Source organism: Citrobacter sp. wls708 (assembly GCF_005281255.1).
Classification (GTDB): domain Bacteria; phylum Pseudomonadota; class Gammaproteobacteria; order Enterobacterales; family Enterobacteriaceae; genus Citrobacter; species Citrobacter werkmanii.
Genome location: NZ_SZXE01000043.1, coordinates 223,562 through 235,999 on the forward strand (window position 1 = coordinate 223,562; position 12,438 = coordinate 235,999).

The following is a 12,438-nucleotide window of genomic DNA, read 5'->3' on the forward strand; positions in this document are numbered from 1 at the left end:
CCTGATAAGCGTAGCGCTATCAGGCATAAGATGAGGTAATCATGTCCGTACTTGATCTACACGCATTGAACGACCTGCCGAAAGTTGAACGCGTTATGGCGCTGGCGGAAACTAACAGCCAACTGGAAAAGCTGGACGCCGAAGGCCGCGTGGCGTGGGCACTGGAGAATTTGCCGGGAGAATATGTGCTTTCTTCCAGCTTTGGTATTCAGGCCGCAGTAAGCCTGCATCTGGTGAATCAGATCCGCCCGGATATCCCGGTAATTCTGACCGATACCGGCTATCTGTTCCCGGAAACCTACCAGTTTATTGACGAGTTAACGGACAAACTCAGGCTGAATCTGCAAGTCTATCGGGCGAAGGAGAGTGCTGCCTGGCAGGAAGCACGCTATGGCAAACTGTGGGAGCAGGGCGTTGAGGGCATTGAGAAATACAATGACATCAACAAAGTCGAGCCGATGAACCGGGCGCTAAAAGAGCTGAAAGCACAGACCTGGTTTGCGGGCCTGCGCCGCGAGCAGTCAGGCAGCCGGGCGCATTTGCCGGTACTGGCAATTCAGCGCGGCGTGTTTAAAGTGCTGCCGATCATCGACTGGGATAACCGTACCGTTTACCAGTATCTGCAAAAGCACGGGCTGAAATATCACCCGCTGTGGGACCAGGGCTATCTGTCGGTGGGCGATACGCATACCACCCGCAAATGGGAGCCGGGCATGGCGGAAGAAGAGACGCGCTTCTTCGGCTTGAAGCGCGAGTGCGGGCTGCACGAAGGGTAATATGAGCCTCGGTAAGCGTTATGCATTACCGAGGCTCTTTTTTTTCAGGATTATCCTGCCTTCGCCAGCTCTTTTACCAGCGGCAGCATGATGCGTACCACGTCGCGGCTGCGGTGCTCTATCCGGCCCGGTAACGCTTTATCGATATGCTGTTGGTTATCCAGACGCACATCGTGCCAGCTGTTGCCATCCGGGAATGAAGGACTTTTGGCGCGTTGTTGATAGCCATCTTTCTTGCCCAGGTTCCAGTTGGTCGCTTCAACGGAAAGGACGGCAATTCCCGCGTTATCGAACACCTCTGCGTCGTTACAGCAGCCGGTACCTTTCGGATAGTCTTTGTTCAGTCCGGGGTTGGTGCTGGCGACAATACCGCGGCTGCGTGCGATGACCAGCGCCCGGTCGCGCGTCAGTTTTCGTACGGCTTCCGGGGTTCTTTTCCCGCTGTTGAAATAGAGCTTATCGCCAACGATCAGGTTATCGAGGTTGATAACCAGCAGCGTATTTTTCTTCTCGGCGGCGCTCATTCGCTTAAGGATGTTCTCTGCGCCGAGTTTGCCTTCCTCTTCACCGCTGGTGGCGATAAAGCGAATACCGTACTGCGTCGGCACATTTTTGAGTCGTTCAGCCAGCTCCAGCATCACGCCCACCCCTGCGGCGTTGTCGTCGATACCCTGTAGGGTTAATCCACCCAGATTGGCATCGGAATCGGCGTCGCTTTGCGCAGCGTAGGTGTCGAGGTGCGCCATGATAATAATCTGCTGTGGCGCTTTGCCTTCATGGGCTGCAATGACGGTACTGCCCGTTACGTTATGCCAGTTTTTACGATTATCTTTGGCGGTATAAATATAGCGGCTGTTAAACGTCCGAATATCACTGCTATAGCCCATCTGCTGAAATTGCTGACGTATATAATCAGCAGATAACATTTCTGCCGGAGAACCCGTCACACGGCCTGGGAAGAATGTGGCGATGTAGCGTGCCTGGGTATTTGCGATATCTCCGGGCTTCGAAGATGTTGCCTGTGCGGGAAGGATAAAGCACGCGCCGAGCGCCAGGGCGGTAGTCAGGTGGCGCAATGCGGAAAACATAGTGAGTCCTTAAATACCAAGCAGAAATTTTTAGCCGCTAGTATGAAACCGTGATCGCGGTAAAACAATTTCATTTGCTCCTAAATGCCCGAAATCCGGTGGCTTAAGCACTTTTTGATATTTGCTTTTCCAGATCGTTATTCCTTTGAGGAACTACTCATTCCAATTCGTAATTTCATTCGCCTCCTTGCCCTCCCTATAGTCAGGTTATCTGAGCATCGTTAGCAAAATAACGGCATTACATAGGAACGGTTATGGATCAAAAACGACTTACCCACCTGCGGCAACTGGAAGCGGAAAGCATCCATATCATTCGTGAGGTGGCCGCCGAGTTTTCTAATCCGGTGATGATGTATTCCATCGGCAAAGATTCCAGCGTAATGCTGCATCTGGCGCGCAAAGCGTTTTATCCTGGCACGCTGCCGTTCCCCTTGCTGCACGTTGATACCGGTTGGAAATTTAGCGAGATGTATGAATTTCGTGACCGCACGGCGAAAGCCTACGGTTGCGAACTGCTGGTGCATAAAAACCCGGAAGGGGTGGCGATGGGCATCAACCCCTTTGTCCACGGCAGCGCCAAGCATACCGATATTATGAAAACCGAAGGGCTTAAGCAGGCGCTGAACAAATACGGTTTTGACGCCGCGTTCGGCGGCGCACGCCGTGATGAGGAGAAATCGCGCGCCAAAGAGCGCATTTACTCCTTCCGCGATCGCTTCCATCGCTGGGACCCGAAAAATCAGCGTCCGGAACTGTGGCACAACTACAACGGACAAATTAACAAAGGCGAAAGCATTCGCGTATTCCCGCTCTCTAACTGGACCGAACAGGATATCTGGCAGTACATCTGGTTGGAAAATATCGACATCGTACCGCTGTACCTGGCGGCTGAGCGTCCGGTGCTGGAGCGTGATGGCATGCTGATGATGATTGATGACGACAGAATCGATCTGCAACCCGGCGAAGTGATTAAAAAGCGCATGGTGCGTTTCCGCACGCTTGGCTGCTGGCCGCTGACCGGCGCGGTGGAGTCTAACGCGCAGACGCTGCCGGAAATTATTGAAGAGATGCTGGTCTCAACCACCAGTGAACGTCAGGGCCGCGTGATTGACCGCGACCAGGCGGGCTCCATGGAGCTGAAGAAACGTCAGGGGTATTTCTAAGGAGCCGCCATGAATACGACACTTGCACAACAAATTGCTAATGAAGGCGGCGTTGAAGCCTGGATGGTTGCTCAGCAACACAAAAGCCTGCTGCGTTTTTTAACCTGCGGTAGCGTGGATGACGGGAAAAGTACCCTGATTGGTCGCCTGCTGCACGATACCCGGCAGATCTATGAAGATCAGCTCTCATCGCTGCATAACGACAGTAAACGCCACGGCACCCAGGGCGAAAAACTCGATCTGGCGCTATTGGTTGACGGCTTGCAGGCCGAGCGTGAGCAGGGCATCACCATCGACGTGGCTTATCGTTATTTCTCCACCGAGAAGCGAAAATTTATTATTGCGGATACCCCCGGTCACGAACAGTACACCCGCAACATGGCGACCGGTGCGTCGACCTGCGACCTGGCGATCCTGTTGATCGATGCGCGTAAAGGCGTGCTCGATCAGACCCGTCGTCACAGCTTTATCTCCACGCTGCTTGGGATCAAGCACCTGGTGGTAGCGATCAACAAAATGGATCTGGTGAGCTTTAGCGAAGAGACATTTAACCGCATCCGCGAAGACTATCTCACGTTTGCTGAACAACTGCCGGGCAACCTGGATATCCGTTTTGTGCCGCTCTCCGCGCTGGAAGGCGATAACGTGGCTTCGCCAAGCGTCAGCATGCCATGGTACAGCGGTCCGACGCTGCTCGAAGTGCTGGAAACCGTTGAGATCCAGCGCATTGTCGATACCCAGCCGATGCGTTTCCCGGTGCAGTATGTGAACCGACCAAATCTGGACTTTCGTGGTTATGCCGGAACGCTGGCCTCCGGTCGCGTGCAGGTAGGACAACGCGTCAAGGTGTTACCGTCCGGCGTTGAGTCGAGCGTGGCGCGGATCGTTACCTTTGATGGTGATTTACAGCAAGCGCATGCCGGTGAAGCGATCACCCTGGTGCTGAAAGATGAGATTGATATCAGCCGGGGCGACCTGCTGCTGGATGCAGGTGAAGCGTTGCCAGCGGTACAAAGCGCTGCCGTTGATGTGGTGTGGATGGCGGAACAGCCGCTGTCGCCGGGGCAGAGCTACGACATCAAAGTTGCCGGCAAGAAGACCCGCGCGCGCGTGGATACCGTGCAGTACCAGGTCGATATTAACAACCTGACCCAGCGTGAGGTCGACGCGTTACCGCTGAACGGCATTGGTCTGGTTAATCTGACGTTTGATGAACCGCTGGTGTTGGATACCTATCAGCAGAACCCGGTTACGGGTGGGTTGATTATCATTGACCGCCTGACTAACGTCACCGTCGGCGCGGGGCTGGTGCGTGAGCCTATCATCCAGGAGCAGGCCGCCGCTTCTCAGTTCAGCGCGTTTGAACTGGAGCTGAATGCGCTGGTGCGTCGCCACTTCCCACACTGGGGTGCGCGCGATCTGCTGGGAGGCAAATAATGGCGCTGCATGACGAAAACGTCGTCTGGCATGCCCATCCTGTTACACCGCAACAGCGGGAGCAACGCCACGGTCACCGTGGTGTTGTGCTGTGGTTTACCGGACTGTCTGGCTCCGGTAAATCTACCGTAGCGGGAGCGCTGGAAGAAGCGTTGCACAAGCTGGGCGTCAGCACTTATCTGCTGGATGGCGATAACGTGCGTCACGGCCTGTGCAGCGATCTGGGGTTTAGCGATGCCGATCGTAAGGAGAATATCCGTCGGGTTGGCGAGGTGGCTAACCTGATGGTGGATGCCGGTCTGGTAGTTCTGACCGCCTTTATCTCTCCGCATCGCGCCGAGCGAAAAATGGTCCGCGAGCGCGTTGGCGCAGGGCGTTTTATTGAGGTTTTTGTCGATACGCCATTAGCAACGTGCGAAGCGCGCGACCCAAAAGGGCTGTATAAAAAAGCCAGGTCGGGGGAGTTGCGCAATTTCACCGGAATTGATTCGGTATACGAAGCGCCTGAATCGCCAGAGATTCATCTGGATGGTGAACAATTGGTAACAAATTTGGTTCCCCAATTATTAGACCTGCTGAGGCAGGGAGATATTATCAGATCCTGAGACACCCGAGCTTACATGCCCGGTCAGTCACGGTCACAGGATTAGATATGCGTAACAGCCATAACATTACTATTACAGAGTCAGAGACCTTCGCTACCGACGACGAAACCACCTGGTCCCTACCAGGGGCCGTGGTCGGTTTTGTAGCGTGGCTGCTGGCGCTGGGGTTCCCATGTCTGATGTATGGCCCTAACACACTGTTTTTCTTCCTTTATACCTGGCCTTTCTTCCTCGCGTTGCTGCCCGTGGCGATTGTGGCGGGTATTGCCCTGCACTCGCTATTAAAAGGAAAGCTGCTGCTGAGCATTACCAGCACCCTACTGGTGGTGGGTGGAATGTTTAGCGCGCTATTCTTTTGGCTTTTGGGCTAGGCTAAGTGCGTTTTAAACGATCGCCGATGTCGTTCACTGTCTGGTCATAATTCAAACCGTAACCAACAATGAGATTATGTTCTCCTTACACGGGGTATACGTAACAACGGGCAAATGTGGTACATTTGCCCGCGTTGTCGCGGCATTCCCGTCCGTTGATGTAAAGTCGTCTACGGAAGTTATGGGATGTTAATGCCGTTTTTCAGGGGGCAGGATGGGTAAACTTACGCTGCTGTTGCTGGCTTTATTAGTCTGGCTACAGTATTCGCTGTGGTTCGGTAAGAACGGCATACATGACTATAGTCGCGTCAACGATGATGTTGCTGCGCAGCAGGCTACAAACGCGAAACTTAAAGCGCGTAACGATCAGCTCTTTGCCGAAATTGACGATCTCAATGGCGGACAAGAGGCTATTGAGGAGCGCGCGCGCAACGAACTCAGCATGACTAAGCCGGGCGAAACTTTTTATCGTCTGGTGCCTGACGCGTCTAAACGCGCCCAGACTGCAGGGCAAAACAATCGATAAACCGTCCAGGGATCTAACATGGCAGCCACTTTATTGGACGTTTGCGCCGTGGTGCCGGCTGCCGGATTTGGCCGCCGAATGCAAACAGAGTGTCCTAAGCAGTACCTCTCAATTGGCAATAAAACCATTCTTGAACACTCGGTTGATGCGCTACTGGCCCATCCCCGGGTGACGCGAGTCGTCATCGCTATCAGCCCAGGCGACAGCCGCTTTGCCCAACTTCCACTTGCCGCGCATCCGCAAATTACCGTAGTGGATGGCGGCAACGAACGTGCCGATTCTGTCCTTGCCGGTTTGCAAGCCGCAGGAGATGCGCGTTGGGTGCTGGTGCATGACGCCGCGCGTCCGTGTCTGCATCAGGATGACTTAGCACGTTTGCTGGCAATCAGTGAAACCAGCCGCACTGGCGGGATCCTGGCGGCACCCGTACGCGATACGATGAAACGCGCTGAACCGGGCCGCACAGACATTGCCCATACGGTCGATCGTACCGATTTATGGCATGCGTTAACGCCGCAGTTTTTCCCTCGCGAGCTGTTGCACGACTGCCTGACCCGTGCGCTCAACGAAGGCGCAACCATTACGGACGAAGCTTCGGCGCTGGAATATTGCGGTTTTCATCCGCAACTGGTCGAAGGACGCGCTGACAACATCAAAGTCACCCGCCCGGAAGACCTGGCGCTGGCGGAGTTTTATCTCTCCCGAACAATCCATTTGGAGAATGCATAATGCGAATCGGACACGGTTTTGACGTACACGCTTTTGGCGGCGTTGGCCCAATTATCATTGGCGGCGTGCGCATCCCGTATGAAAAAGGACTGCTGGCGCATTCTGATGGTGATGTGGCGTTACATGCGCTAACCGATGCCTTGCTGGGCGCGGCGGCGCTGGGTGACATCGGTAAACTCTTCCCGGATACCGACCCGGCCTTTAAAGGTGCAGATAGCCGCGAATTATTGCGTGAAGCCTGGCGGCGTATTCAGGCGAAAGGCTATACGCTTGGTAATGTGGATGTGACGATTATTGCTCAGGCACCGAAGATGCTGCCGCACATTCCGCAAATGCGCGTATTTATTGCCGAAGATCTTGGCTGCCATATGGATGATGTTAACGTGAAAGCGACCACCACGGAAAAACTCGGTTTTACCGGGCGTGGGGAAGGGATTGCCTGTGAAGCGGTGGCGTTACTCATTAAGGCAACGAAATGACTGCGTTTGAGAATCTGACATATCTTCATGGTAAACCACTGGGCCATGGCGTCCTGAAAGCCAATCCGGAAGACTTTGTCGTCGTCGAAGATCTAGGCTTCGAACCGGATGGCGAAGGCGAGCACATTTTGGTGCGCATCCTGAAAAACGGCTGCAATACCCGTTTTGTCGCTGACGCGCTGGCGAAGTTCCTGAAAATTCACGCCCGTGAAGTGAGCTTTGCCGGGCAAAAAGATAAGCATGCGGTCACGGAACAGTGGCTGTGCGCGCGCGTGCCGGGCAATGTAATGCCTGATTTAAGCAAATTTGAGCTCGAAGGCTGTAAAGTGCTGGAGTACGCGCGCCACAAGCGTAAGCTGCGTTTAGGGGCGCTGAAAGGCAACGAATTTACGCTGGTGCTGCGTGAAGTGAGCGAGCGAAATGATGTTGAAGCGCGATTACAGGCGATTAGCGAGCGCGGCGTACCGAACTATTTTGGCGCTCAGCGTTTTGGGATCGGCGGCAGCAACCTGCAAGGGGCGCTGCGCTGGGCGCAAAGCGATGCGCCGGTGCGCGATCGCAATAAACGCAGTTTTTGGTTGTCGGCGGCCCGTAGCGCGTTGTTTAATCAGATCGTCAGTGAACGCTTGAAAAAAACAGACTTTAATCAAGTTGTTGACGGCGATGCGCTACAATTGTCGGGACGCGGAAGCTGGTTTGTCGCCACGCAGGAAGAACAGACTGAATTACAGCGTCGCGTCGATGACAAAGAATTGATGATTACAGCGGCATTACCGGGTAGCGGTGAGTGGGGAACTCAGCGCGACGCGCTGGTGTTTGAAGAAAGCGCTATTGCGGATGAAACCGTGCTGCAGTCTCTGCTATTGCGCGAGAAAGTCGAGGCATCGCGACGCGCTATGTTGCTGTATCCACAACAATTAAGCTGGAACTGGTGGGATGACGTAACCGTTGAGTTACGCTTCTGGCTACCGGCAGGTAGCTTCGCCACCAGTGTAGTAAGGGAACTTATTAACACAATGGGTGATTATGCGTATATTGCTGAGTAACGATGATGGGGTCCATGCACCCGGTATACAAACGCTGGCGAAAGCCCTGCGTGAGTTTGCTGACGTACAGGTGGTTGCCCCGGATCGTAACCGCAGTGGCGCGTCTAACTCGCTGACGCTGGAATCTTCACTTCGCACGTTTACCTATGATAACGGCGATATCGCCGTACAAATGGGTACGCCCACCGACTGCGTCTATCTGGGCGTGAACGCGTTAATGCGTCCGCGTCCGGACATTGTCGTTTCTGGTATTAACGCAGGTCCTAATCTCGGGGATGATGTCATCTATTCCGGTACCGTTGCGGCGGCAATGGAAGGTCGTCACCTTGGGTTCCCTGCGCTGGCTGTCTCGCTTGATGGCCATAAGCATTACGATACTGCTGCGGCAGTAACCTGTCGTATCTTACGGGCGCTGAGTCGTGAACCGCTGCGCACCGGGCGTATTTTAAATATCAACGTTCCGGATCTACCGCTGGATCAGATTAAAGGCATCCGCGTCACCCGCTGCGGCAGCCGCCATCCGGCGGATCAGGTTATTCCACAGCAGGATCCGCGCGGAAATACGTTGTACTGGATTGGGCCACCGGGGGAAAAATGCGACGCCGGGCCGGATACCGATTTTGCCGCCGTCGATGAAGGCTATGTTTCCATCACGCCGCTGCATGTCGATTTAACCGCCTACGGCGCGCATGAGGTGGTTTCGAGCTGGTTGGACAGCGTGGGAGTCGACACGCAATGGTAAGCAGACGCGTACATACTCTTCTTGAACAATTACGTGCGCAGGGCATCCGAGATGAGCATGTCCTGGATGCACTCGCCGCCGTGCCGCGTGAGAAATTCATTGATGAGGCGTTTGAACATAAGGCCTGGGACAATATTGCCTTGCCGATTGGTCAGGGGCAGACGATTTCGCAGCCTTATATGGTTGCACGCATGACTGAGCTGCTTGAGCTAACGCCGCAATCGCGGGTGCTGGAAATTGGCACTGGCTCCGGCTACCAGACGGCGATTCTGGCGCATCTGGTGCAGCATGTATGCTCCGTTGAGCGTATTAAAGGCCTGCAATGGCAGGCGCGTCGTCGCCTGAAACAGCTGGATTTACACAATGTTTCTACCCGTCACGGTGATGGATGGCAGGGCTGGCAAGCGCGAGCCCCGTTTGACGCTATCATTGTAACGGCAGCTCCGCCGGAGATCCCAACTGCGCTGATGATGCAGCTGGATGAAGGCGGTATTCTCGTCTTACCCGTGGGCGATGAGCACCAGTTCCTGAAGCGGGTGCGTCGTCGGGGAGGCGAATTTATTATTGATACCGTGGAGGCCGTACGTTTTGTTCCCTTAGTAAAAGGGGAGCTTGCGTAGACACTGGCTCTGAATACCTGGAGTTTTCCTGGATATTCTGGAATTAGTCAGCGTATCGTGTCGATGCTTTTGCACGGTGATTACGTTACGGGTTTTAACCAAATTTTCCTGGGGGATAAATGAGCGCGGGAAGCCACAAATTTACCATTCGCCGTATTGCGGCATTGTCACTGGTTTCATTATGGCTGGCAGGTTGTTCAAACACCTCGAATCCACCAGCGCCGGTCAGCTCGGTTGACGGCGGTGCATCCTCGAACACCAGTTCCGGCATGCTGATTACGCCTCCGCCAAAAATGGGCTCGACGTCGACAGTACAACAGACGCCACAGATCCAACCGGTGCAGACTCCGACTACGCAACCAACGCAAATTCAACCTGTTGCAGAACAGCCTGTACAGATGGAAAACGGTCGTATCGTGTACAACCGTAAGTATGGGAATATTCCGAAAGGTAGCTACACGGGCGGCAGCACCTATACTGTCAAGAAAGGCGACACACTTTTCTATATTGCCTGGATTACCGGGAACGATTTCCGTGACCTCGCACAGCGCAATAACGTTCCGGCCCCGTATAGCCTGAATGTCGGCCAAACTCTGCAAGTGGGCAACGCCTCGGGTACACCGATTACCGGTGGGAATGCCATCACCCAGGCGGATGCAGCACAGCAAGGAGTTGTGACCAACCCTGCACAAAATTCCACCGTTGCTGTTGCTTCGAAACCAACAATTACGTATTCTGAGGATTCAGGTGAACAAAGTGCTAACAAAATGTTGCCGAACAACAAGCCTGCTGGGACAGTTGTCACAGCGCCAGTAACGGCTCCAGCAGTTAGCACAACCGAAACAACTGCAAGCTCAACGTCGACCAGCGCGCCAATCTCTACCTGGCGCTGGCCAACTGACGGCAAAGTGATCGAAAACTTTGCGGCTACCGAAGGTGGCAATAAAGGGATCGACATTGCAGGCAGCAAAGGACAGGCTATTGTCGCGACCGCAGATGGACGCGTCGTTTATGCCGGTAACGCGCTGCGTGGTTACGGTAATCTTATTATCATCAAACATAACGATGATTACCTGAGCGCCTACGCCCATAACGATACAATGCTGGTCCGGGAACAACAAGAAATCAAGGCGGGGCAGAAAATAGCTACCATGGGTAGTACCGGAACCAGTTCAACACGCTTGCATTTTGAAATTCGTTACAAGGGGAAATCCGTAAACCCGCTGCGTTACTTGCCGCAGCGATAATTCGGCGGAACCAGGCTTTCACTTGCTAGTTCCGTTAGGGATCACGGGTAGGAGCCACCTTTATGAGTCAGAATACGCTGAAAGTTCATGATTTAAATGAAGATGCGGAATTTGATGAGAACGGAGTAGAGGCTTTTGATGAGAAAGCCTTGAGTGAAGAGGAACCCAGTGATAACGACCTGGCTGAAGAAGAGCTGTTATCGCAGGGGGCCACACAGCGTGTGTTGGACGCGACTCAGCTTTACCTTGGTGAGATTGGTTATTCACCACTGTTAACAGCCGAAGAAGAAGTTTATTTTGCGCGTCGCGCACTGCGTGGAGATGTCGCCTCTCGCCGCCGCATGATTGAAAGTAACCTGCGTCTGGTGGTGAAAATTGCTCGCCGTTATGGCAATCGCGGTCTGGCATTGCTGGACCTGATTGAAGAGGGCAATCTGGGGCTTATCCGTGCCGTCGAGAAGTTTGACCCGGAACGCGGGTTCCGCTTCTCAACATACGCAACGTGGTGGATCCGTCAGACGATCGAACGGGCTATTATGAACCAAACCCGTACGATCCGACTGCCGATTCACATTGTAAAAGAGCTGAACGTCTATCTGCGTACCGCGCGTGAGTTGTCGCATAAACTGGACCACGAACCGAGCGCAGAAGAGATTGCTGAACAACTGGATAAACCGGTTGATGACGTCAGCCGTATGCTCCGACTCAACGAGCGCATTACCTCGGTAGACACCCCGCTGGGTGGCGATTCCGAAAAAGCGTTGCTGGACATCCTGGCCGATGAAAAAGAAAACGGCCCGGAAGACACCACGCAAGACGATGATATGAAACAGAGCATCGTCAAATGGCTGTTCGAACTGAACGCCAAACAGCGTGAGGTGCTGGCACGTCGTTTCGGTCTGCTGGGGTATGAAGCTGCGACACTGGAAGATGTGGGCCGCGAAATCGGTCTTACGCGTGAACGTGTTCGTCAGATTCAGGTTGAAGGCCTGCGTCGTCTGCGCGAAATTCTGCAGACTCAGGGGCTGAATATCGAAGCGCTGTTCCGCGAGTAAGCACAAGTTCCATCAAGAAAGGCCAGTCTCATCGAGACTGGCCTTTTTCTTTAGCGCTACCGCTTATTGGTCGGCACATATTGTCCGATGGCGCTTTGCTTATCGGGCCTACAAAGACATCACCCAAAACCGCCATCCGAACGATTATCCCATCATCTTACGCACCAGTTGAGTAAACTGTTTGCGCTCTTCCTCGCTCAGTCTGCCCAGAAACTCATCATCCACGCGATCTCCTACCGGGGTTGCGCTGGCCAATAATGCTTCTCCTTGCGCAGTCAAATAAACAAACCGCCGACGCTTATCCGCAGGGTCGTGATCCCGCCTGACCAGCCCACGCTTTTCCATCCGGCTCAGCATTTCCGCAAGTGTGGCTTTGGTGCAGACCGCTGCCTCCATCAGGGCGACCTGTTCAATGCCGGGCTGTTCGGCAATGGCACGCATCACCGCGTACTGCGGTTTGGTTAGCTCTGGTAACTCATGTTGCCAGCGAGCCGTATGCTGCTGAAAAAGCTGACGTAAAAGATGAAATGCTTTATTGCGTAACGGCATGAGAG

The 12,438-nt window shown here is 54.0% G+C and carries 15 protein-coding genes; 13 read left to right on the plus strand and 2 right to left on the minus strand.

Annotation, left to right across the window (positions count from 1 at the left end; all coding sequences use genetic code 11):
* The first annotated feature begins 41 nt into the window (after positions 1-41).
* A complete protein-coding gene (gene cysH / locus FDW97_RS22300; RefSeq protein ID WP_085048822.1) occupies positions 42-776 on the plus strand; it encodes a phosphoadenosine phosphosulfate reductase in 735 nt (244 codons plus the stop codon).
* A gap of 50 nt (positions 777-826) precedes the next feature.
* Here the strand turns inward: cysH and FDW97_RS22305 are convergent, their stop codons facing one another.
* On the minus strand, positions 827-1,864 hold the full coding sequence (locus FDW97_RS22305) for an aminopeptidase (protein ID WP_038633171.1): 1,038 nt from the start codon (positions 1,862-1,864) through the stop codon (positions 827-829).
* 254 nt (positions 1,865-2,118) lie between these two features.
* Here FDW97_RS22305 and cysD point away from each other — a divergent pair, with 254 nt between their 5' ends.
* From cysD to rpoS, 12 genes are all read left to right on the plus strand, one after another.
* Positions 2,119-3,027 carry a sulfate adenylyltransferase subunit CysD gene (cysD, locus tag FDW97_RS22310; RefSeq protein WP_003034152.1) on the plus strand — a complete coding sequence of 303 codons (909 nt, stop codon included), beginning with the start codon at positions 2,119-2,121 and terminating at the stop codon, positions 3,025-3,027.
* Positions 3,028-3,036: 9 nt separating this feature from the next.
* Positions 3,037-4,464 carry a sulfate adenylyltransferase subunit CysN gene (cysN, locus tag FDW97_RS22315; RefSeq protein ID WP_069324553.1) on the plus strand — a complete coding sequence of 476 codons (1,428 nt, stop codon included), beginning with the start codon at positions 3,037-3,039 and terminating at the stop codon, positions 4,462-4,464.
* Positions 4,464-5,069 (plus strand): adenylyl-sulfate kinase, encoded by a 606-nt coding sequence (cysC, locus tag FDW97_RS22320; protein WP_069324554.1) that lies wholly within the window; start codon positions 4,464-4,466, stop codon positions 5,067-5,069. Before cysN ends, cysC begins: the two co-directional genes overlap by 1 nt.
* A gap of 47 nt (positions 5,070-5,116) precedes the next feature.
* The gene (locus tag FDW97_RS22325; RefSeq protein ID WP_038633162.1) at positions 5,117-5,440 is read left to right on the plus strand and encodes a DUF3561 family protein; all 324 of its coding nucleotides are present in this window, start codon (positions 5,117-5,119) and stop codon (positions 5,438-5,440) included.
* A 214-nt stretch (positions 5,441-5,654) separates the two neighbouring features.
* Complete coding sequence (gene ftsB, locus FDW97_RS22330) at positions 5,655-5,966, plus strand: cell division protein FtsB (protein WP_003034163.1); 312 nt, start codon at positions 5,655-5,657, stop codon at positions 5,964-5,966.
* Between the two features lie 18 nt (positions 5,967-5,984).
* Entirely contained in the window at positions 5,985-6,695 is a 711-nt protein-coding gene (ispD, locus tag FDW97_RS22335) for a 2-C-methyl-D-erythritol 4-phosphate cytidylyltransferase (protein WP_038633159.1), read from the plus strand.
* Positions 6,695-7,174 (plus strand): 2-C-methyl-D-erythritol 2,4-cyclodiphosphate synthase, encoded by a 480-nt coding sequence (gene ispF / locus FDW97_RS22340; RefSeq protein ID WP_003034167.1) that lies wholly within the window; start codon positions 6,695-6,697, stop codon positions 7,172-7,174. Before ispD ends, ispF begins: the two co-directional genes overlap by 1 nt.
* Positions 7,171-8,220: a tRNA pseudouridine(13) synthase TruD gene (truD, locus tag FDW97_RS22345; RefSeq protein ID WP_087856935.1), complete on the plus strand. Its 1,050-nt coding sequence runs from the start codon at positions 7,171-7,173 to the stop codon at positions 8,218-8,220. The genes ispF and truD overlap by 4 nt, the downstream gene beginning before the upstream one ends.
* Complete coding sequence (gene surE / locus FDW97_RS22350; RefSeq protein WP_038633152.1) at positions 8,201-8,962, plus strand: 5'/3'-nucleotidase SurE; 762 nt, start codon at positions 8,201-8,203, stop codon at positions 8,960-8,962. Before truD ends, surE begins: the two co-directional genes overlap by 20 nt.
* On the plus strand, positions 8,956-9,582 hold the full coding sequence (gene pcm / locus FDW97_RS22355) for a protein-L-isoaspartate O-methyltransferase (RefSeq protein ID WP_038633150.1): 627 nt from the start codon (positions 8,956-8,958) through the stop codon (positions 9,580-9,582). Before surE ends, pcm begins: the two co-directional genes overlap by 7 nt.
* A 164-nt stretch (positions 9,583-9,746) precedes the next feature.
* Entirely contained in the window at positions 9,747-10,829 is a 1,083-nt protein-coding gene (nlpD, locus tag FDW97_RS22360; protein ID WP_233623724.1) for a murein hydrolase activator NlpD, read from the plus strand.
* 62 nt (positions 10,830-10,891) lie between these two features.
* Complete coding sequence (gene rpoS, locus FDW97_RS22365) at positions 10,892-11,884, plus strand: RNA polymerase sigma factor RpoS (protein WP_000081498.1); 993 nt, start codon at positions 10,892-10,894, stop codon at positions 11,882-11,884.
* 144 nt (positions 11,885-12,028) lie between these two features.
* Here rpoS and FDW97_RS22370 read toward each other — a convergent pair whose 3' ends face one another.
* A complete protein-coding gene (locus FDW97_RS22370) occupies positions 12,029-12,433 on the minus strand; it encodes a MarR family winged helix-turn-helix transcriptional regulator (protein WP_038633140.1) in 405 nt (134 codons plus the stop codon).
* Positions 12,434-12,438: the final 5 nt, after the last annotated feature.

Coding starts and splice junctions, on each gene's coding strand:
- cysH (WP_085048822.1), top strand. CDS start 42: ATGTCCGTACTTGATCTACACGCATTGAACGACCTGCCGAAAGTTGAA.
- FDW97_RS22305 (WP_038633171.1), bottom strand. CDS start 1,864: ATGTTTTCCGCATTGCGCCACCTGACTACCGCCCTGGCGCTCGGCGCG.
- cysD (WP_003034152.1), top strand. CDS start 2,119: ATGGATCAAAAACGACTTACCCACCTGCGGCAACTGGAAGCGGAAAGC.
- cysN (WP_069324553.1), top strand. CDS start 3,037: ATGAATACGACACTTGCACAACAAATTGCTAATGAAGGCGGCGTTGAA.
- cysC (WP_069324554.1), top strand. CDS start 4,464: ATGGCGCTGCATGACGAAAACGTCGTCTGGCATGCCCATCCTGTTACA.
- FDW97_RS22325 (WP_038633162.1), top strand. CDS start 5,117: ATGCGTAACAGCCATAACATTACTATTACAGAGTCAGAGACCTTCGCT.
- ftsB (WP_003034163.1), top strand. CDS start 5,655: ATGGGTAAACTTACGCTGCTGTTGCTGGCTTTATTAGTCTGGCTACAG.
- ispD (WP_038633159.1), top strand. CDS start 5,985: ATGGCAGCCACTTTATTGGACGTTTGCGCCGTGGTGCCGGCTGCCGGA.
- ispF (WP_003034167.1), top strand. CDS start 6,695: ATGCGAATCGGACACGGTTTTGACGTACACGCTTTTGGCGGCGTTGGC.
- truD (WP_087856935.1), top strand. CDS start 7,171: ATGACTGCGTTTGAGAATCTGACATATCTTCATGGTAAACCACTGGGC.
- surE (WP_038633152.1), top strand. CDS start 8,201: ATGCGTATATTGCTGAGTAACGATGATGGGGTCCATGCACCCGGTATA.
- pcm (WP_038633150.1), top strand. CDS start 8,956: ATGGTAAGCAGACGCGTACATACTCTTCTTGAACAATTACGTGCGCAG.
- rpoS (WP_000081498.1), top strand. CDS start 10,892: ATGAGTCAGAATACGCTGAAAGTTCATGATTTAAATGAAGATGCGGAA.
- FDW97_RS22370 (WP_038633140.1), bottom strand. CDS start 12,433: ATGCCGTTACGCAATAAAGCATTTCATCTTTTACGTCAGCTTTTTCAG.